We start from the raw sequence: 20965 nt of genomic DNA on the forward strand, positions 1-20965 counted from the left end.
GTCAAAACAAGAATCCAGTGCTTCGATCCTGATTCAATCAGGACCGAAGTTCTAGACCTCCGCCGCCCGCACCAGCGCGAGCAGTTCGTCGCCGTAATGTTCGAGCTTCTTGTCGCCGATGCCCGGGATGTTGCGGAGCTCGTTGAGCGTCGAAGGCCGCGCGGCGGCGATGCCGTCGATCGTGGAATCATGCAGCACGACATAGGCCGGCACGCTGCGCTGGCGCGCGATATCGGCGCGCCATGCCCGCAGCGCCGCATGCAGGGGCGCATCGGCGGGCCTGGTCCCGGCGCGCGGCGTCAGATCGCCGCGCCTTGATTTGGTACGGCTGGCGCGAATGCGCGTGCCGGGCGCCGCCTCGCGCAGCATCACCTCGGTCTCGCCTTTCAGGACGCCGCGCGCACTTTCCGTCAGTTTCAGCGCGCCAAAGGCTTCGCTGTCCGCTCGCAGATGGCCCATGGCGACCAATTGGCGGATCACGGCGCGCCATTGCTTTTCGTTCAGATCGTTGCCGATGCCGAACACGGTCAACTTGTCATGCCCGAACTGCGTGACCTTCTCGGTCATGCGGCCGACCAGCACGTCGATCAGATGCATGGCGCCAAAACGTTGCCCGGTGCGGTAGGCGCAGGACAACAGTTTCTGTGCGGCGACCTTGCCGTCGCGAAGCTGCGGCGGCGACAGGCAGTTGTCGCAATTGCGGCAGATGGTGCCGGTGACTTCCTCGCCGAAATAACCGAGCAGGCGGCTGCGCCGGCAGCCTGCGGTTTCCGCCAGTGCCACCAGCGCGTCGAGCTTGCCGATCGAGACGCGCTTGAAGGCGTCGGAGCCGGTGGATTCGTCGATCATGCGGCGCTGCTGCACGATGTCGGACAGGCCATAGGCCATCCAGGCGCTGGAGGGTTTTCCGTCGCGCCCGGCGCGTCCGGTCTCCTGGTAATAGGCCTCGATGCTTTTCGGCAGATCGAGATGCGCGACAAACCGCACGTCCGGCTTGTCGATCCCCATCCCGAACGCGATGGTGGCGACGATGACGACGCCGTCCTCGTTGATGAATCGATCCTGGTTGCGGGCGCGCAAGCTTGCGTCAAGCCCGGCGTGATAGGGCAGCGCCGGGATGCCGGCGCTGGTCAGGGCTGCCGCGGTGTCCTCGACCTTGGCGCGCGACAGGCAATAGACGATGCCGGCGTCTCCGGCGTGGCGCTCGCTGATGAAGGCCTTGAGCTGAGCCGGGGCGTTCTGCTTCTCGATGATTTCGTAGCGGATGTTCGGGCGGTCGAAACTCGCGACAAAACTCGGCGCGCCGGATAGTCCAAGCCGGGCGACGATCTCCTTGCGCGTCATCTCGTCGGCGGTCGCCGTCAGCGCGATGCGTGGCACGTCGGGAAAGCGTTCGGCGAGGACGGACAGCCCGATATATTCGGGGCGGAAATCGTGCCCCCATTGCGATACGCAATGCGCTTCGTCGATCGCGAACAGCGCGATATTGGCCTGGCCGAGCAAGGACAGGCAGCGCGGCGTCAGAAGCCGTTCAGGCGCGACGTAGAGCAGGTCGAGGTCGCCGGCGAGCAGCCGCCGCTCGACTTCCGAGGCTTCGTCAAACGACAGCGTGGAGTTTAACACCGCCGCGTTGACGCCGGCCTCCAGCAGTCCTGCGACCTGGTCGCGCATCAGCGCGATCAGCGGCGACACCACGATGCCGCAGCCTTCGCGCAACAAGGACGGCAGTTGATAGCACAGCGACTTGCCGCCGCCGGTCGGCATCAGCACCAGGCAGTTGCCGCCATCCGTCACGTGCCGGACGATTTTCTCCTGCGCGCCGCGAAAGGCCGGCAGGCCGAATACCGAATTCAGTACCGACAGCGCGTCGGGAACACTGTCGCGGTGTAGGGCAACGGGAGAGGACATTACTGATAGCTCGCCACGATGTCCGACACCGCGCGTTCGAGCTGCTTTGCGGTGGCGCATTGACGGACCACGGTGCAGAAGGTCGAATAGCGCGGCATTTCGGAATCGCCCCAGCCCCAGGCCATGCGGCCCTCCGGATTGAGCCAGACCACCCGCTTCGACCGCTCGGCGATACGGCGAAGGATGTCGGCGCGGGGATCGAGGTTGTTGCTGCGGGCGTCGCCGAGCACGATCACGGTGGTTCGCGGCGTGATCGCGCTCATCCAGCCGTGCTCGAAATCGGAAAAGGAGTTGCCGTAGTCGGAGGAGCCGAAGCCTGCCTTGCACATGATCTCGGCCATCGCCTCTTCCGGCGATTTCGACTCCAGGATGTCGCTGACCTCGATCAGATGTCCGGAGAACGCAAACGAGCGGACGTCGTCCACGACCTCGTGCAGGCTGTGGATCAGCAGCAGGAAGAAATCGGACACCCGCGCCACCGAGCCCGAGACGTCGCAGATTGCAATGATCTTCGGCTTGTCGCGGTGCCGGCGTTTCCAGGCGGTGAGGAACGGTACGCCGCCCCAGGCGGCGTTGCGGCGGATGGTGCGGCGCACGTCGAGATGGCCGCGGCGCTGGCGCTTGCGCGGTTTGGAGTAGCGCTCGCGCAGCCGACGCGCGATTTGACGAATGAGATTCCGCATCTGCTCGACCTGCCGCGGTTCGATCCGCGACAGCGGCGCGTTGCGCAGGATTTCATTGCGCAGGCTTTCTGCTTCCTCGCGCCCGTACAGCATGAGCGCCTGGGAAACCGTTTCGCGGACTGTGCCGCGCAGCCCGTCCAGTGCGTTAGTGAGCCGCTCAGCCAGGGCAGGGTTTGTCGCGGTGAGATTGTCGAGATCGTCGCGCAGACGTTCGATGCCCATCTGATCCAGGATGCGACCGGAGAAAATGCCGCGCTGCGTGAAATAGCGGATGTCGGACAGCGAGGCCGCGCTCGCCGCGTTGGCGATGGCCGCCGAAATCTGGTTGCGGTCCTGCGCCAGCAGCATCTGGGCGAGCTGGCCAAGGCCGTCGGCCTGCTCGTCGCCGCCGCTTGTCTCGCCAGGCGAATCGGACGCGGAGTTGGATCCGGACGGATCCTGCGCGTCTGCCTTGCCGTCCTCGGGCGGTGACTGCGGCTCGGGCTGATCGAAGAACAGATCGAAACAATCGCCGAGCGCTTTCTTCTCGTCCTGCGTCTTGGCGAGCGTCAGCAGAAATGTGTCGCGCAGGATGGTGCGGTCGGCAAAGCCGACCTTTGAGACGGCCTTCATCGCGTCGATGCTTTCGGCCGGCGAGAGCCTCACGCCTGCGCCCCGCGCCGCACGAAAGAAGCGATGCAGGTTCTCTCTCATCCCTTGTCTATCCGAAGACGTTCTGACGCGAGGCCTTGGCGATGAAGGTGGAGACCTGAGGCATGGTCGCCTCGATATCCGCCTCGTATTTGAGGAGAACGTTCAGCGTATCCTTGACCACCTCGTGACCAAGCTCCGGCGCCTGCAGCAGCACCAGCACGCGGGCCCAGTCGATGGTCTCGCTGACCGACGGAAGCTTCTTCAGGTCGAGCGTGCGGACTTCGTGAATGAAGCTGACCATCTGCTTGCGCAGGTTTTGCGAGATACCGGGCACCCGGCTTTCGACGATCCGCTCTTCCAGTCTCTGTTCGGGAAAGCCGATGTGAAGATGCAGGCAGCGGCGCTTCAGCGCGTCGCCGAGATCGCGTTCGCTGTTCGAGGTCAGGATCACGGTCGGCGGGGCGACCGCGACAACGGTGCCGAGTTCCGGAATCGTCACCTGGAAGTCACTGAGAATTTCCAGCAGCAGCGATTCGAATTCGGCGTCCGACTTGTCGATTTCGTCGATCAGCAATACGCAGCCGGCGGGCTGTTCCAGCGCCTGCAGCAACGGCCGCGGCTCGACGAATTCCTTGGAGAAGAACACATCGCCAAAATCGTGAAGCTGGTTGAGCGCGGCTTCCAGCGTCGGAGCGCCGCCGAGCACTTCGCCGAGCTTGTCTTTCAGGATCTGCGTGTACAGAAGCTGCTTGGCGTATTTCCACTCGTAGAGCGCCTTGGCCTCGTCCAGCCCCTCATAGCATTGCAGGCGGATCATCTTCATGCCGCGCCAGGCGGCGATCGCTTTCGCAAGTTCCGTCTTGCCGACGCCGGCGGGACCTTCGACCAGGATGGGTTTTTCGATCTGCTGCGCCAGATAGACCGCGGTCGCGATCTGGCGGCTCGCAATATAGCCTTGCGCCGCAAGACCGCTTTCCACTGCCTCGATCGAGGCCGACGGCCGGTTTTCAGCCACGGGTTTCAACTCCGAATTCTGGTAGATTTCGGAATGTTCTGCCTGCGTTCCCGGCAAAGAACAAGCGCCGTTTGGTCATAACGAGCGCGCAATTCCGGTATTTTCCGCCTAGCGCAATGCCAGTCCGGTAGCGGCTTCCAGTTCCTTGATCGCCTGCGCGGCGTTGACCACCTTGATCGTGGTCATGCCCATCTCGCGCGCCGGCTTCAGGTTGACGCCGAGGTCGTCGAGATAGACGCAGTTCCTGGGATCGACCTGCAGCGTCTCGACCATCAACCGGTAGATGCGCGGGTCGGGTTTGCGCAGGCCGATCTTCGCGGATTCGATGACATGGTCGAACAGCACCATCACTTCGGCGACATAGAGCGAACGGCCGCTGTGGCTGCCGATGGCGTTGGCGGGAAGGTTGTTGGTGATGCAGCCGGTCTTGAACTTTGCCTTCACTCGCTTGAGCGCCTCGACCATTTCGGGCCGCAGGTCGCCTGAGAGCAGCGGCAGCACGTCCTTGCCGCGAACCGCCGCGCCCAGCGCCAGCGATTCGGCCGCAAACAATTCATCGAAGGCTTCGATATCGACTTCGGCGCGCTCGAACTTGGCCCAGGCGTTTTCCAGATGGTTGGCGGCGTTGGTGCGCCGGATGATGTCGGCAGGCAGCCCGCGCTCCGTCTCATACCGCGTAAAGGCCTCGAACGGCGAGGTGGTCAGCACGCCGCCGAAATCCCAGATCACTGCCTCGATCATCATGCCCTGCCTGAACAAATGTGCTGGCCAGCGGCTAACACGAATTATCAGCTGGAACCAGTGCGATCGGACGCTTGGCGACATGCGCCGCGCGGGTTATTGCTGCGCCGATGAACATCCTGTCTTGCCCGATCGCCGGCCTCATTGCCAGTCTTGCCTTGCTGCTATCCGTTCCCGCGCATGCCATCGTCGGTGGCGGCGCGCCGTCGACGGAAGGCGTGGCCCGCTCGGTCGTTACCATCGTCGGCTCACGCGGTAATTTTTGCACCGGCGCGTTGATCGCGCCGAAACTGGTGCTGACGGCGGCGCATTGCGTGCCATCAGGCGCGGAGTACAAGATCGTCGAATATGGCGCGGACAGGCAGCCGTCGCTGCAGGATGTGAAGAGCGTCGCCGTTCATCCCGGCTTCAATATGCAGGCGATGTCGGGACATCGTGCGACGGCGGATGTCGCGCTGCTGCAACTGGCCGCGCCGCCCAAGGGAAAGACGCCGGCCGCGCTCGGAATGCCTGACCTCCCGATCAACGTCGGCGGCCGTTTTACCATCGCAGGCATCGGCGTGACCGTGCGTGGCGACGGCAAGAGCGGTGGCACCATCCGCGTCGCCGGCCTGGTCGCGACCGGCAAGCCCGGCACGCTGCAGATCCGGCTTGTCGATCCCGCAGGGCAGGGCACGCGTGAGGGGCTCGGCGCCTGTACGGGAGATTCCGGCGCGCCTGTTTTCGAGGACAAGCAAGGCGGCCCGGTGATCGTCGGCGTGGTGAGCTGGTCGACCGGGCCGAACGGCGCGGCGGGGTGCGGTGGTATGACCGGCGTTACGCCGTTGACGCTGTATCGGGACTGGATTTTGCAGACGGCGCAGAAATGGGGTGTGGGGTTGTAACTTGCTCGGTGCCGTAGGGTGGGCAAAGGCGCAGCGTGCCCACCATTTCAAGACAGCGGTCGCGGATGGATGGTGGGCACGCTACGCTTTGCCCACCCTACGGCTTCCGTGAACTTAATGCTTCGCCGCCTTGTTCGCGGCGGCGTTGTTGAGCACGATCAGGCCGTCGACGGCGACGCCGACCTTGCTGTTGATCAAAAATGGATTGACGTCGATCGAGGCGATGCGGTTGCCGGCGTCGGCCATCAGATTGGACAGGCCGACCAGCGCCTTCACGGCGGAAGCCTCGTGCAGCGCCGGTTTGCCGCGATAGCCTTTCATCTTCACGCCGGCCTTGGTCTTGGCGATCAACTGCTTCGCCTCGGCCTCATCCAGCGGCGCGCCGGCGAGGGCTACGTCCTTCATCAACTCGATATCGACGCCGCCGGTGCCGAACAGCACCACCGGTCCCATCTCGGCGTCGAGCGAAGCGCCGACCACGAGCTCGAGGTCGGCCTTGACCTGCTGCGCGATCAAAATGCCTTCGAGCTTCGGTTTGCTCTTGATCTTCTTGACCCGCGCGGTGATGTCGTTGAACGCCTTCTTCACCTCGGCCGCGCTGTTGAGGTTCAGCACCACGCCGCCGATATCGGATTTGTGCAGGATGTCGGCGCTGACCACTTTCGCCACGACGGGAAAGCCGATTTTCTTGGCGATCTTCACCGCTTCCGCGGTGGTCTGCGCGATCTCTTCCTTCGAGACAGGAATGCCGTAGGCCTTGAGCAGCTTCTTCGAGGCGACCTCGTCCAGCGCCGCGGCGCCGTTGGCGGCCTTGAGCGCCTTCTCCAGCACCGCGCGCGCCGAAGCCTTCGAACTCGAGACGATGTCAGGCACTTCCTTGCGCAGGGAAGAATATTCAATCAGCGACTTGATCGCGCCGACCGCGCGGTCGAGGCCCTGCATGACCGCGATGTTCGGCAGCGACTTGCGCAAGGCCTTGGTGAATTCGGTAAATCCGATCGACATCGCGCTGATGTAGACCACGGGCTTGCTTGCCGCGCCGGCCATCTCGTTGACGATCCGTAAGTTACGTTCGCGCAATTCATGCGGCGCCTTCGGCAGTTCGGCGTCGATGATGACGATGTCGGTGTCGGGATCGTCGATCATGATCTTGATCGAGTTCATGTAGACCGAGGGGTCCACGACCGCGGCAAAACCGGCATCGAGGGGATTGCCGACGATGCTGCCGGGGCCGAGCATCTTTGCCAGTTGCTCGGTCGCATTTGGGCTCAGCGGGGCGAAGTTCAGGCCGGCCGAATAGAACGCATCGATCAGCAGACCGCGCTTGCCGCCGGATAGCGACACCGCGGCGAGCCGGTTGCTCTTCGGCGGCTCGGCATGCACGAAACATTCGGTGGTCTCGATCAATTCGTCGAGCCCGCGGACGCGGATCACACCTTCGCGCGTCGAGATCGCGTCAAATGTTTCGATCGAGCCGGCGAGCGCGCCGGTGTGCGCCATCGCGGCAGCGCGGCCACCCTCGGATGCGCCGAGTTTCAGCGCGATCACGGGCTTGCCGGCGGCACGCGCGGCCTTGCAGGCCTCGCGAAACACTTTCGTGTTCCGGACGCCTTCGAGATAGACCACGATGACGCGGATCGACGGATCGGCGGCGAAATAGGCCATCAGGTCCGGCGTCTCGAGGCCGGTCTCGTTGCCGGTCGTGACCATGTAGCCGACGCCGACGCCACGATCTTCCAGCGTCTGGCGGATCGCCATCACGATCGCGCCGGATTGCCCGGCAATCGCCACCGGGCCTGCTTCCATGGTGACGATACGGTCGTCGATGTTGGTGAACAGCTTTTCGCCCGCGCTTAAGTTGCCGAGGCAGTTCGGGCCGGTGACGGCAAGGCCGGTCTCGCGCACCGCTTCCTGCAATTCAACCGCCAGTCGCTGGCTTTCCTCGTCCTGCAACTCGCTGAAACCCGAGGTGACGATGGTGGCGGAGCGTGCGCCGGCCGCTGCGGCATCGCGGATCACCTGCACCGCGAAGCGTGCCGGCACCAGCACCAGCACGTGATCGGGCTTTTCGGGGAGACTCGCGAAATCCTTGTAGCAGGGCACGCCCCAGATCGTTTCGCGCTTGGCGTTGACCGGGAACAGACCGCCCTCGTATTTGTACTTGATCAGATTGTTCCAGATGCGCTCGGCATAGTTGCCGGGCTTGTCGGTAGCGCCGACCAGCACGATATTGCGCGGGTGCAGCATCGCATGGATGCGCTTGACGATGTCGCTGGCGTCAGGCGAAGGCGACCATTTTTCGATCGCGTGCGATGCGGTGCTTGCCTGAGCTTCCATTGACGGCCCTTACTCTGTTGTTTCCTTTGGCCGAGACGATCGAGAATGCCCGCCGCGCCACGCTTTTGATTTCTTATTATTTGGACTTCGGGAAGGTGGCAACCGACGTTGCGCGCGGGGCTGCTGCGTCGCTACGGCGATATCCCGGCACGCGAACAATTCGGAACCCGACTAGCGCATTATCGGTTCTGATTGAATCAGAACCGAAGCTCTCGATTCTTGTTCGACGCGTTTTCTTCACGCGAACCGGTTCCCACTTCGCTCGAAAACGCTGTGACGCCGGCATCCGTCTTGACTTCGTCGCCAAAAAGAAAAGCCCCGGACCATGCCGGGGCTTTTCAATATCTGGGCTTGGCTAAGGATCAGTACTTCGCCACGACCGGTCCACCCCAGCCGAATTTGTAGTTCAAGCCAACGCGCGCGATTTGCTCGGTGGTTCTCCAGTTATATCCGACCTGGAACGGCGGATTCGCCGGCACCGGATTGGCAATCGTCGATTCGTTTCCGAGGTCGATATAGAGATACTCGACCTTGGCCGTCCAGTTCTGCGCGAACGCCCATTCGGCACCGGCGCCGGCCGTCCAGCCAGTCTTGGTGCGGCTGAACGATGCCGGATACTGAATCGTCCCGCCCGGCCTGAAATCGGTCTGCGCGTTGTAGCTCACGTTGCCATAGGCGAGACCGCCGGTGACATAGAGCAGCAACCGATCAACGGGCGTGAAGCCTGCCCGTGCGCGCACCGTGCCGAACCAGTCGATCCGCTGGCTGGCGGCCAGGAAGCCGGCACCGGGGAAGGGCGCGCCGCTGTTCTGAATGATCGGAGTCACCAGCGCGTTGCCATGGATATCCGATGCCTGGATGTCGGCCTCGAGGCCGAAGACGAATTTGCCGGCCTGCCAATTGTATCCGGCTTGCACGCCGCCGACGACCCCTTGCGGATCCGGGGCCAACGTTGTCGGCGCCAGATTGACGAACGCCGCAGCGCTAGGGAGCGGATTGAAAGAGGTATCGGCGTCGCCCCAACCATATCCGACGTTTCCGCCGATATAGAAGCCCGACCAGTTGTAGGAAGGATCGACGACGATCGGCGGTGCCTTGGTGCGCATGGCCATGTCCGCGGCGGACGCTGCCATGGAACTGAAAGCGAGTGCTGAAATCACGAGAAGGGCTTTACGAACGGGCATACGAAACTCCCCCAAAGGCCAGAATATGCGCGAAATATAGCCGGAAATCCCTCACAGGGCTGTCGCGCGGGGGCCACAGTTCCGGGAATAGGAACCTCATCCGGCGGAGGGTAAAAATTTCGTTTCTCAATATCCCGGAATAAATTCAACCATTTGCCCGTAGACCGCTTGCCGTGTGATGCCACGTCACAGCTTGCGTTCACGGGTTCCTGATCATGGTCGCGTGCAGAAGATAGCGTTCCGGCGCCGAAGTCAGGGAACCGAAGGGCCAACACGTCGAAAGCACCAGCTCATATCCGCCCTTCAAAGGATCGATCCCCGAAGCATTGAAGCGTACGACTGAGGTCGCGTCTACGCGGTAGCGAAATTGCCGGCCGTCGCTTCGCTTGACGTCGATCTCGTCGCCGATGACGACGTTCTTCAGGAAGGCGAAATGCGTATCGCGGTGCGCCGAATAAACGGTGACGCCGCGTTCGCCGGCATCGGGCGTGCCCTCGACATGACCCGGGCCGAAGGCGAGTGCCTGGCCGCTGCTTCCTGCGAGCACGATGGTGCTGGCATGGAGCCGCTTCACTTCGATGCGGGCGACCGGCCATGTATCCGCCCATGACCACGGCTTTGTCTCGCGCCCGGTGGCGATGGTTTTTTCAAAGGCCCGCTCCAGCAGGACCTGCGCCAGCAGCGCCTTGGCGTGGATGTAGGCGCCTTGGCCGAACAGGATCAGGCCGATAAGGGCGAGAAGAAGTGGAAGGACGAAGCGGGGCATCATGTTGGCTCTCCCGTCATTGCGAGCGCAGCGAAGCAATCCATTCTTTCTTTCCGCGGTGAGATGGATTGCGTCGCTGCGCTGGCAATGACGGCTTTGTAAAAGCGGCGCGCGCGGCCTTGGGGGGACGGGAGCCGCGCGCGCTCTGGAAAGAGGAGGATGGGGAGGCCTCCGCCTTCAGTCGACGTCAACGCTGAGACATCTGACGTCGATGCCGATTGAACACCAAAAGGATCAGGCTGAGCGTGAGCAGAATCACACCCGCAATCATCTTCAGTTCGGCGTCAGTCGCCGTCCTCGGCAGCGTGACCGTGCTGGGCGCCTGGGTGACGACGGGCTGCACCCGTTTCAGCGCCGCGATCTGAATCCGCGCTTCCTCGGTCGCCGCGCGCCGTTCCGTCGGTGTTGCAGGAATTCGTTGGCGCTCGCCGAACACCTTTTCAAAGTCCCAACCGGCCGGCAGGTTGATCGGCAGTTCCGCGACCTTGAGCGGCTCGCCTTGGGGACGGCTCGGCGTCTTGTCGACCGCAACCAGGCTGGTCAGCCGCGTGACGAGCTGATGCTCGAGCGCCAGCGCCAGAATGGTCTTGTCGGCATCTTCCGGGCTCGCCTGCCGCGTGGTGCGCGCAACCTCTGCATCCGCGATCTTGCGCCGCGCCCAGAGTTTTGACAGGCCCTTGCCTTCGGCCGCATTCGCCAACGGAAGGGTGACGACCCAGGGGCGATCACCGATGCGGCCCTTGATCTCGACCGAGCCCGCGAGCTTGTCGAGTTTTGCCGCCAGAATCAGCGGCTCGTCGCGGTAGACGTCGGGGATCGCGACCGGCGTGATATCGGCGTTGGCGTCGGAGAATTTCGCCGTGAGATTGGTCACCGCGGGATTCTCCAGCTTGGCGAACAGGCCTCGCATGCGCTCCTCGACCTGTTCGACCGAGCCGATATGGGTGAAGGTGCCGCGGCCGAGTTCGGCGGCGCGCGTCATCAGGTAGGTATTCGGCGCCGAGCCGATGCCGACCATGAAGATGCGCGAGCGGCCGCGCAGCGCATTGATGGTCTCGAACAATTGCTGCTCGTTGCCGATGGCGCCGTCGGTCAGGAAGACGACCTGACGGACGTAGCTGGCATCGCTTGCGTTGTCGGACAACGCGGCGCGCATCGCCGGTACCATCTCGGTGCCGCCATTGGCCTGCAATGCCCCGACAAACGAGGTGGCTTGGCCGATATGCTCCCTGTCGGCCGGCACGGCCGCGGGGAACAGCACATCCATGGTGTGGTCGAAGCGGATCACGTTGAAGCGGTCGTTCGGCTGCAGGCGACCGAGGGCGTAAATGAGACTGGCCTTGGCCTGGATGATCGAGACGCCGCCCATCGAACCGGAATTGTCGATCACGAAGATGACTTCGCGCGGCAATGGCTTTTGCTGGGCCTGTTCGACCGACGGCGGCGTGACGAAGGCAAGCAGGTAATCGCTGTCGCCGACGCGTTCGCGGAACAATCCTACCGAAGGCGCCTTCTCGGCCACAGGCTTCCAGGTCAGTTCGAAATCGCGGTCGGCCGGCACCGGGCCTTCGGCAAGACGAATGATGCTCGTGCTGGCGTCAGGTTTTTCGGTCTTGATCGCATGATGGTGGCTCTTGACCTCGCCGAGCGGGAAGCCGGCCTGCAGCCGCACGGTGATGCGGGTCGGATTGACCGGCGCATTCGTCGCGGGGTCGAGCACTTCGGGCGAGATACGGTCGCGGTCCGGCACGGGATCGGATGTGGCCGAACCCCAGCCGCCACTGTCGGGCCGGAAGTCGACGCTCTGCACGACGGGTGCGGGATTGTAGCGCGGGGCCACCACCATCGGCACCCGCAGCGAGAACTCGTTGGCGGATTGCTGCACCGGCTCCTGATATTCGATCTGCACCAGCACGGTTTCGCCGGGGCCGATATTGGCGACCGAGTTGGTGAAGATGTTCGGCCGCTCCTGTTCGGTCAGCGCCGCCTTCTGCCCGTTCTGCTTCGCCTGTTCGTAGATGATTTTCGCCTGCTGCCGCTCCTTGATGTCGCCGACCACGACGCGATCGCCGATCACCATCTTCAGCGTATCGACCGCGCCGCCCGACGGCAGCGGATAGACATAGACGGCCTCGACCCAGTCTTGCGTCGGGTTGCGGAAAATCTGGGTGACGCGGGCGCGGACGGTGGGGCCCGATACGGTGAGATCGACATCGATGCCGAGCCGCGATGCATCGGCGTAACCGTCGTCCGTTTTCAGGAGCAGCGAGCCGGAGCGCGCCTCGCCGGGCTTGACCAAGGCCGCCTGAACGCGTTCCGCCGACCATCCCGGCTCAAAGCTCAAAAACAATGCCGCAAACCCGACCAGGATTACTGCAACGCCCTGCATCACAAAGAACAGCACCAGGCGGATCAGGCTGGGCTGGCCCGGTTTGTCGCTTTCGATTTCATCGCATGTCGTCATGTTGCTCACTCCGAACGGAGCTTTCGCCGTGATGTGAGGGTGCGGAAAGCCCTGATTTGGCGCGAGCGGAATGATCGGCCTTGTTCAGCCGTCGGCCAGCACGGGGCGCCACCGCTGCGGCGGCTTTGTGCGGGTTTGTGATGGATTGTGCGTCTGCTAGACTGGCCCTTTGAGACCAGGGGTAACGATGCCAGCGCCGGACAAGCAGCTTTCCGCCGAGCAGAGCCAGCAGATCGCCGACACCATTCGCGAGGAAATCGCCCGTCGCCGGATCTCCCGGCAATCGCTGGCGGAGCTTGCAAAACTCAGCCTTTCGACGCTGGAGAAGGTGCTGGGCGGCCGCCGCCCGTTCACGCTCGCCACCACGGTGCGGCTCGAGCAGGCGCTCGGCGTTTCCTTGCGCAAAACGCCGGAGGCGCCGGCGCCCGTGACTGCCGTGAACGGCGACATCGCGCCTGATGGGTTAGGCGCCTATTCGCGCCGCGCGGTGGCCTGGATCGAGGGGAACTATGTCACGGTGCGTCCCTCATTCGGCGACAAGGACGCGATCTTCGCCTACCGCACCGAGATCTTATGGGACAATGCGGCGTCTTCCCTCGTATTTCACGAAAGCGAACGGCAGGACGCAGCCTTCACCCAGTTCGGCGAAGTGGCGGTGCCAAACCAGTCCGGCCACATCTATCTCGTCACCAACCGACACGGCCAGCACCGCCTGATCACGGTGGCGCGCCCGACCATCTCTGGCGAGATGTACGGCATCATCACGACACTGCTCGCAGGCCGCGGCTCCCTGCTGACGCCGATCGCAGCCCCAATCGCCTATCTGCCGATCAAGATGGTCGCTAACCCGACTTTTGGCAGGATTTCGTCAGATGACCCCAATTGCGCGGCTTACCGCCAGCATTTGCGGCGGACGACGGAAGAGCCGTTTGCGCTGTTCCTGCCGGGATAGCGCCTTCCAGCCTTGCGTTTTCAGTGAAACAGGCTATATGAGCCCCATTCGAATTATCGCTCTGCCTTGTTGACCGCGCCGAAACCGGCTCCTTTCCCCAAGACATCGTTGAAATCGGATGAAGCCTGCGCGGAGGTCGTGCGGGCAAAGCGCTTTGGCGCATCTTGGAGATAGTTACATGGCTACCGGAACAGTTAAGTGGTTCAACGCGACCAAGGGTTTTGGCTTCATCCAGCCCGATGATGGCGGCACCGACGTTTTCGTTCACATCAGCGCCGTCGAACGTGCGGGTCTGAGCTCGCTCAACGAAGGTCAGAAGATCTCGTTCGAAGCGAAGGTCGACAGCATGCGCGGCAAGACCAGCGCGGAAAATCTCCGCGTCGGTTAAGGCGATCGATGGAGGATCACCACGGATGTACTGGGATCCTCTGATCGGCTTTTGAACAATCAAGCCCGCCGGCGATGAGCCCGCGGGCTTTTTCATTCTGTTGGTCACGACGCAAGCTTGTCGGTCGCTTTCGGCGCGCTGAAAGTCTTGCGCAGCGTCGGCTTGTGAATCTTGCCGGTCGCATTGCGCGGCAGCGCATCGACGAACTCGATCAGCCGCGGGCATTTGAAGCGCGCCAGATTGGCCGCGCAATGGGCGTGAACTTCCGCCGGGGTCAGCGTGTGGCCGGGCTTGACGGCAATGATCGCCATGCCGACCTCGCCCCATTGCTCGTTGGGAACGCCAATGATCGCAGCCTCGGCGATGGCCGTCAGCTGATGCAGCACGCTTTCGACTTCGGCCGGATAGACGTTCTCGCCGCCGGAGATGTACATGTCCTTCCAGCGGTCGACGATGTAGTAGAACCCTTCCTCGTCGACGCGCGTGGCATCGCCGGTGTGCAGCCAGCCATCGGTGAATGACGACGCGTTGGCCTCCGGCCTGTTCCAGTAGCCGGGCGTGACGTTCGGTCCCCTGACCCAGAGTTCGCCGAGTTCGCCGACATCCGCATCGATTCCGTCAGGGCGGACGATCCGCACTTCCGTATGCAGCACCGGCTTGCCGGACGAGCCGGCCTTGCGCGCGGCGTCCTCCTTGTCGAGCGTGAGCACGGCCGGGCTGGTCTCGGTCATGCCGTAGCCCTGCTGCAGCGCCACGCCGCGCTCCTCCCACACCTTCAACAGCGGCACCGGCATCGGCGCGCCGCCGACGCCGCCGATCACCAGCCGGCTGAAATCGCATGTGGCGAAAGCGGGATGCTGGGCCATGAACTGGTAGATCGAGGGCACGCCGAAGAACTGGTTGATGCCTTGGGCGGGATCGTCGATCAGTTGCAGTGCCAGGCCGGGATCGAACGCGCGCATGATCAGAACGGTGCCGCCGGCATGCAGCACCGGGTTGGCGTAGCAATTGAGCCCACCGGTGTGAAACAGCGGCAGCACGGTGAGCAGCACGCTCGACGGCGAGATATAGGCGGGCCCGCCGAGATTGACGCAATTCCAGAACGTCATGCCATGGGTGATGATCGCGCCCTTGGGCAGGCCCGTGGTGCCCGAGGTGTACATGATGGTCGAGATGTCGTCATGCGTGACGTCCTCAAAGCGGTCGAGCGGCTTTGAGCCTGCAATCGCCGCTTCGTAGGATCCGCCAGCGCCGAGCAGCAGCGCGGATGAGACGTTGCAGAGCTTTGCGACCGTCAGCGCGACTTCGGCGAGATCAGCGTCGTGGATCATCACCCTCGGCGAGGCATCGCCGACGATGAACTGCAATTCGGGAACCGTAAGCCGCGTGTTCAGCGGCAGGAATACCGCGCCGATCCGGCCGCAGGCGAACTGCACTTCGAGCGTATCAGTCGTGTTCAGCGCCAGCACGGCGACGCGGTCGCCGCGCGCGACGCCGAGTTTGTCGCGCAGGTGGGCGGCAAGCCGTGAGATGCGCGCGTCGAACTGCGCGTAGGAGAGGCGGCGATCGCTGGCGAGGTCGATGGCGGCGATCTTGTCCGGCGTGCGACGGCCGAAATGCGCGATCCAGTCGTAATGGCGAACGGACGACATGCTTCCTCCACGTCCAGCGGTCTTGCGCCGTCTGTTTTGCTTGACGGCATTCTCTCTAGCAGATGAGGGGCCATATGGGGATGCTGTCTTGCGTCGAGTGGCTGGGGTGGGAAGGTCCAGGTCACCGTCATTGCGAGCGTAGCGAAGCAATCCACTCTCACCACCGAAAGGAAGAATGGATTGCTTCGCTACGCTCGCAATGACGGGGAGTGGATCCAGCGCCAATCTAATCTCAATCAACAAACACGACTTCACGTTTCTCGCGGCCTGATTTTGCCCGAGGCTTGCTATCGAATTTCCTCAACCCTCCAGACCGAGGGTGCAGGGAATGCCGGGTGCGCGCTGCACCCGCGGTCTCGTGTGCAATATGTAGATAGAAGCGCACACGAGCATACAGGGCAGCGGAGGCATCCGACATTCCCTGCGCAATGGCTTTACGGCTTATATCGTACGCTCCCCGGTCGGGCCGGGCTCGTTGTCACCGTCGCCGGCGGAATTGCTTGCACCGGCTTGACGCCAGCATCGGGGCGTCAGGACCACACGACTTGATGTCTAGCGACTTTTTCCGGCTGTTGAAAACGGCGAACGGCATGGCGGACATGACCGAGCTTGCTCGTGGGCCGAAGCGGTCGTGAATGACCGGCTGAGAGGTAATCCGCAGCAGAGTATTGTGTGTCGTGACGCGGGCAGGACGAAAACCCGCCTCCAAGTCATCGGGGGACCGTAAAAGACCATGGAGGCGGGCCTTTAACTGCCTACTCAAAATTGGGCGGTAGTCCGTAAGCCTACCGTCCAATCTCCTTCTACCACGGGGGGTAGGGTCAGTGAAGTTACTTATGCTTCTCGCTTCACTCTTCCGTCTCGGTTAGGCGTGAACTGCTGACCAAGTCTCGCGTCTTTGGATGCATCTGCACGGACTAGAGCCCCTTCAGCGATTGTCGAGTGCTTCTGCCTCCTCCACCCCATCCAGAGGTGCGGCTTTTTCTGATCGCGCGAATACAAAGCGGGATACCACCGATATTTGTGCGTCGGCGCTGCCATCTTGGCCAATCAGGGTTAGTCCCGCTCCACCATTAGCTACATTCAAGATGACGGGATCGCCCTTCCAGGTCGTGATTGGCTCCATTGCGACGATAAGAAATTCACCGACCGGCTGGTCAAAATATTGAAGCCTCAGTTGCGGAGCGACCTCAGCTTCCACAAGTTCGAAACCCAGCTCCTGAGCGCGCGCATAAATGTTCGCCAACGGCACGGTATCGGTCTCAAAGCCGAGCTCGGCTGCGGACACCAAGAAAAGATTCACACTCGTTTTCGCAGAGCGGAGGGTAAAGGCCGGTCGGGCAAGAGTTTCCGCAGCCAAACCTCCGACGCTGCAACCTACTGCATCCAGTGCGTTATGGAGGGTGAGTGAATTTGCAAAAGTCCCTACCGTAATCGTCTTCCACACCGACGCCTTGGCGGCGGATCTGACGACAATTCGCGGCGCACTGGCTGAGGGAGTTTTCTTCAGCCTCAGTTGGTTCTGCAAGACATCCCGCGCCGTGCATTGCGCGCCGGCCTCGCTCGCGAACAGGAAGACGCCCGCGATGCAGAACACCGCAACAGCGAGAGTACCGCCACGGCGCCAGCCTGTCGAACGATGCGGTATGGCGCGGCAACCAATTTCCTTGTCGGCAGTTCGGTCCATAGCAACCTCCCTTGCGCATGCTATGGCGCGTGCTGAATGCAATCCGACAAATCGGCCCCGGTTCGCAACCGGGCCCGCCTCATATTCAGATCTGGTGTCTGTGTCTTACAGCAGTCTAGTTCTCGATTGACCGGATTGAGGGCGCAACGCGCGTGCTCGGTTCAAACGGATGCGAAACTGACCCGATATCTGGTCAAGGGATACTGCGGTCGGGCTTTGCTGTATGTGATCTGGTTTACATCCGCAGAAAATTTTTTGCCAGTATGTCGCCTGTCGACCTGATCAATCGATCCAGCATGATCTGTCCAGCAGCAGATTCAAGACAGCGGCGCTGTCTGTTCTTGGCAATTTTTGCACTCGCTCGCGCCGATGAGGTTTGATCGAACAGAGATGCTGTTTGCTACGGTGCAGGTATCCGGATGCGGCACATCGCGTCATTCCGCTGCGATGCGGAATTTAGTCGCTTATCGACGGATAGCAGCCATGGATCATGCCGAACAAATCGCTGCGCAAGCCGTTGGCGCCGCTAACCCGTAAGTCTTACGGATCGGACTTGCGAAAAATCCTTGCAGCAGCCTCATTGAGTTTGTCGCGGTCGCGGCCCAGCTTCCGCATCAGTTCGCGGGCTTGCTCAGTTGAGATGTCGTGCTTCCGAGCGGGACGACTTGCGGTCGTAGACCTTGGTCCGCTTGGCGACGCGCTTCTGACAGATGCGGTCGGTTAGAATGGTGCTGCCGTTGCGGGCGCGCGGTGTGGTGGCAATCGTCGTCATCTGTTTTGGCTCCTGCGGGTTGGACTAGGGCGCGGCCCTAGATTTGACGAAGCCCGCTGAAACATCCCGCCGTAGCATGGGCGTTAAGCCCCTTATTTCATAGGGTTTTGGTAGTTTCAGCTAGTTTCGCCAAGTGCCAAAATAGAGACCACACGACTTCACCGTACGCATCAGCACCGTTCGTCAAAGGTACATCCACGTCCACCGCATCCCATCCCGCGTCTGTGACGATCGCGAAAGAAATTGCCTGACGCGGCCGAGGCATCACGTCAGGCCGAGAAGTTCCAAAGGCGGAAGTCGCCTATCCTTGATCTCACGCAGTTCCCACGGTGGTTCTCTGAAAATGCCACTCGTCATTCCGGCGCGTGATAGAGGCCGTGGCGGTTTGCTTGAGACGTGTACTTTCAGCAGCTCGATAGCTCGCAGACTTCCAATACCCTCAATGATTTTTCCAAGACACAGCTGGAAAACTCACTACTGCCAACGCAGTCATCGATCGCCTTGTTAGTTTGATCTGTCACACAGCGTGAGTAATTGTGGCCCTTGTCTTCCCCGAATTTCTGCCGAAATTTAGCGAGGCAGGATTTGCTCGCTTTTCCAGTCTGCGCGATCCACCTGTCACGATCGATTGGCTCCGCCTGTGCAAGGAGCGTCGACCCAAGCAACATCGCGACGACCGAAGCATATCGCATGGTCTTATCTCCGCCGGTTAAATCGGACAGACATCGAGCAGCGCAGCCACGAGGTCCGCTTTGCCCTCTGGACCGGACATCGTCAGTCGAGCCGGCACTGTCCTTAAGGTGTCAATGCCAGTCTCGGCCAGCATGCCAGCATTTAGGGCAAGGCCGATCATGTTTTCGGTCCGGCCGACTCCCTGCGCGGCGGGCACAGCATAGGTCATGTTGCCGCGCGATCAAAACGCACGCGACGAAACGTAGCATTGTATTCTTGTGCGCGAAGGCACGTCCTTTCGACTGAGTGTATTTTAGCGTTGGTGGGCGCGCTCGATAGAGGCCAGCGCATGCTTGAGCTTTGGAACAACTGGTACGACACCCTGGCCTCGGTGGAGGCGCTTGCCACTGTCATCGTCATTGTCCTGGTGGCTGCCGGCGCTATTACGCTCGCGGAAAATCGGCGGCGATAAATGCGTCCGACAAAAGATTGATTTGGAGGAGACGTTGGCAAACCGGTCATTTTGACCAGCCTAGCGCTCAGCAAATCAATGACGCGCCGCTTCCGCTTTGGGTCATTCGCGTCGCTTTGACCGTGCGCAGTCCACTTCTGGTCTAACCCCAAAGCAGCCCTAATCGCAGACCGTCGGCATGTCTCAAAAGTGCCAACAGCGGAAATGCAGTCGGTCTTGTGAAGACCAGTGTTTGTCCCTAATTAGGGCCGACCAAACTGGGTGATGTTCGGTGCTGGTGGATTTGGAAATTTCTTGACCGAAGCCAAGTACTCGTCGACCGTTTTGAACGCAGGTCCCGATACCCAGCCGAACAATCCACCGACGACAAGATCCTCATGCGGGTCCATCTCGATGTTGTAGATCTTTGGGTAGCCTGCCATCGCGGCACTAGCCGAGAAAATCCCCGGCTGCCGCTGTGGTCCGTTGCCTGTTGGATGAATGTCGGTGAAGTAGATACGCCACTGCTTCCAGCGGGCGGCAACAAGCTCACCGCCGATAAAGCTCAAGAGGCTCTCGCGATGCCCCGTTGCGCTGTTGCCGAGTAAAACGTCGATCTGATCCACACCGTCGATTTGACGGTCGGTCGGTAGATTACCATTCACAATGCGGGCAAAGGTCGGCAAGAAATCCATGATCGAAAACATGGCGTATGAAGTGGTGTTCGGCTTGACGTGCCCGGGCCAGCGAATGATTGCTGCCGTCCGTATCGAACCTTCGGTTACTTCGCCTAACTCGCCGCGGAACGGGCCGGAATTCCCCATGTCCGGCGTTCCTTGATTGCCAAATTCGCGAGCGGCCTCGCCATAAGGCCCGTTGTCGGAAGCAAAGACAACGATGGTATCATTTTCAACACCCAGTGCCTTTAAGGTGTCCATGATTTGGCCGACGTGGAAGTCTCCTTCCATCATCTTGTCGCCGTAGTTGCCAATTCGCGACTTACCTGTGAACTGCTGCGAAGGCAGGTTCGGCGCATGCCCCATAGAGAATGGCAGATAGAGGAAGAAGGGCTTGCCCGCGCTCTTCTGCCGACGCATGAAATCTATTGATTTTTCGACCAGTTCATCGTCGATATTGGCGCGAACTTGCTCGGTGAACGGCTTCACCACTCGCAACGGCCCGCCATCCTTCGCCTCGACGATCTGCGGCCCGGTCTTCAGCAGCTCATCGAACGGAGCATTGGTTGAGTGCGTGAGGGCAATTGTCTGCGTGTATGTTGACGCATCCCAGCTAATGTCCGGCGGGATGCCATAGAACTCGTCGAAGCCGTGCGCCGTAGGTAGGCTCTGCGGCGCACTTCCCAAATGCCATTTTCCAAAGATTGCAGTAGCGTAGCCGACCCCCTTAAATAGCTCACTCATGGTGAACGCGCGCGCGGGAAGCGTGTAGGGAGTACCTTCGATGGCAATCAGCGATAGGCCGTTGCGGATCGAGTACTGTCCCGTCATTAGCGCGGCGCGTGACGGTGTGCACGCCGGTTCCACAAGGAATTGCGTCAGACGCAATCCCTCTTGAGCCATTGCATCGAGACGCGGCGTCGGAGCGCCGCGCAGTTCGCCGCCGCCATATGACCCAAGATCGCCGTAGCCCACGTTATCGGCGAGAATAAAAACGACGTTGGGCTTATTGCTTTGTTGCGCAAATGCCGTCGCCGAACCCATCAAAGCAAGTAGCATCACCCCTGAAGCGAAGCGCTTTAAAGCCGTGACTTTCATG

The 20965-nt window shown here is 61.6% G+C and carries 17 protein-coding genes; 4 read left to right on the forward strand and 13 right to left on the reverse strand.

What is annotated here, in order from left to right; translation table 11 throughout:
• Positions 1-51 precede the first annotated feature (51 nt).
• The 4 genes from recQ to ACVWVY_RS08215 form a co-directional block, all read right to left on the reverse strand.
• Positions 52-1908, reverse strand: coding sequence for a DNA helicase RecQ (recQ, locus tag ACVWVY_RS08200; protein WP_456625896.1), 1857 nt, complete (start codon positions 1906-1908; stop codon positions 52-54).
• On the reverse strand, positions 1908-3284 hold the full coding sequence (locus ACVWVY_RS08205) for a vWA domain-containing protein (RefSeq protein ID WP_456625897.1): 1377 nt from the start codon (positions 3282-3284) through the stop codon (positions 1908-1910). Before ACVWVY_RS08205 ends, recQ begins: the two co-directional genes overlap by 1 nt.
• Positions 3285-3291: 7 nt before the next feature.
• Entirely contained in the window at positions 3292-4239 is a 948-nt protein-coding gene (locus ACVWVY_RS08210) for an AAA family ATPase (RefSeq protein ID WP_456625898.1), read from the reverse strand.
• A gap of 108 nt (positions 4240-4347) precedes the next feature.
• On the reverse strand, positions 4348-4983 hold the full coding sequence (locus ACVWVY_RS08215) for an HAD-IA family hydrolase (RefSeq protein ID WP_456625899.1): 636 nt from the start codon (positions 4981-4983) through the stop codon (positions 4348-4350).
• A gap of 107 nt (positions 4984-5090) precedes the next feature.
• Between ACVWVY_RS08215 and ACVWVY_RS08220 the strand changes: the two genes are divergently transcribed.
• Positions 5091-5864, forward strand: a complete 774-nt coding sequence (locus tag ACVWVY_RS08220; RefSeq protein WP_456625900.1) for a S1 family peptidase — start codon at positions 5091-5093, stop codon at positions 5862-5864.
• A gap of 114 nt (positions 5865-5978) precedes the next feature.
• Here the strand turns inward: ACVWVY_RS08220 and ACVWVY_RS08225 are convergent, their stop codons facing one another.
• The 4 genes from ACVWVY_RS08225 to ACVWVY_RS08240 form a co-directional block, all read right to left on the reverse strand.
• Positions 5979-8201, reverse strand: a complete 2223-nt coding sequence (locus tag ACVWVY_RS08225; protein WP_456625901.1) for an acetate--CoA ligase family protein — start codon at positions 8199-8201, stop codon at positions 5979-5981.
• A 362-nt stretch (positions 8202-8563) separates the two neighbouring features.
• The gene (locus tag ACVWVY_RS08230; protein ID WP_456625902.1) at positions 8564-9385 is read right to left on the reverse strand and encodes an outer membrane protein; all 822 of its coding nucleotides are present in this window, start codon (positions 9383-9385) and stop codon (positions 8564-8566) included.
• Between the two features lie 199 nt (positions 9386-9584).
• Positions 9585-10151, reverse strand: coding sequence for a class GN sortase (locus tag ACVWVY_RS08235; protein WP_456632143.1), 567 nt, complete (start codon positions 10149-10151; stop codon positions 9585-9587).
• A gap of 187 nt (positions 10152-10338) precedes the next feature.
• Complete coding sequence (locus tag ACVWVY_RS08240) at positions 10339-12615, reverse strand: marine proteobacterial sortase target protein (RefSeq protein WP_456625903.1); 2277 nt, start codon at positions 12613-12615, stop codon at positions 10339-10341.
• A gap of 187 nt (positions 12616-12802) precedes the next feature.
• Here ACVWVY_RS08240 and ACVWVY_RS08245 point away from each other — a divergent pair, with 187 nt between their 5' ends.
• A complete protein-coding gene (locus ACVWVY_RS08245; RefSeq protein ID WP_456625904.1) occupies positions 12803-13567 on the forward strand; it encodes a helix-turn-helix domain-containing protein in 765 nt (254 codons plus the stop codon).
• A gap of 178 nt (positions 13568-13745) precedes the next feature.
• Positions 13746-13955 (forward strand): cold-shock protein, encoded by a 210-nt coding sequence (locus tag ACVWVY_RS08250; RefSeq protein ID WP_456625905.1) that lies wholly within the window; start codon positions 13746-13748, stop codon positions 13953-13955.
• A 104-nt stretch (positions 13956-14059) separates the two neighbouring features.
• Here ACVWVY_RS08250 and ACVWVY_RS08255 read toward each other — a convergent pair whose 3' ends face one another.
• The 4 genes from ACVWVY_RS08255 to ACVWVY_RS08270 all read right to left on the reverse strand — a co-directional run bounded on the left by ACVWVY_RS08255 (position 14060) and on the right by ACVWVY_RS08270 (position 18967).
• Positions 14060-15607 (reverse strand): acyl-CoA synthetase, encoded by a 1548-nt coding sequence (locus ACVWVY_RS08255; RefSeq protein ID WP_456625906.1) that lies wholly within the window; start codon positions 15605-15607, stop codon positions 14060-14062.
• Positions 15608-16535: 928 nt separating this feature from the next.
• Positions 16536-17294 (reverse strand): hypothetical protein, encoded by a 759-nt coding sequence (locus ACVWVY_RS08260; protein WP_456625907.1) that lies wholly within the window; start codon positions 17292-17294, stop codon positions 16536-16538.
• 631 nt (positions 17295-17925) lie between these two features.
• Positions 17926-18066, reverse strand: coding sequence for a hypothetical protein (locus tag ACVWVY_RS08265; protein WP_456625908.1), 141 nt, complete (start codon positions 18064-18066; stop codon positions 17926-17928).
• Positions 18067-18775: 709 nt separating this feature from the next.
• Positions 18776-18967, reverse strand: a complete 192-nt coding sequence (locus ACVWVY_RS08270; RefSeq protein WP_456625909.1) for a hypothetical protein — start codon at positions 18965-18967, stop codon at positions 18776-18778.
• A 120-nt stretch (positions 18968-19087) separates the two neighbouring features.
• Here ACVWVY_RS08270 and ACVWVY_RS08275 point away from each other — a divergent pair, with 120 nt between their 5' ends.
• Positions 19088-19210: a hypothetical protein gene (locus tag ACVWVY_RS08275; RefSeq protein ID WP_456625910.1), complete on the forward strand. Its 123-nt coding sequence runs from the start codon at positions 19088-19090 to the stop codon at positions 19208-19210.
• A gap of 242 nt (positions 19211-19452) precedes the next feature.
• On the opposite strand, the gene ACVWVY_RS08280 is transcribed toward ACVWVY_RS08275, so the two are convergent.
• A complete protein-coding gene (locus ACVWVY_RS08280; RefSeq protein ID WP_456625911.1) occupies positions 19453-20964 on the reverse strand; it encodes an arylsulfatase in 1512 nt (503 codons plus the stop codon).
• Position 20965 lies beyond the last annotated feature (1 nt).

It is taken from the genome of Bradyrhizobium sp. URHC0002 (assembly GCF_054059515.1).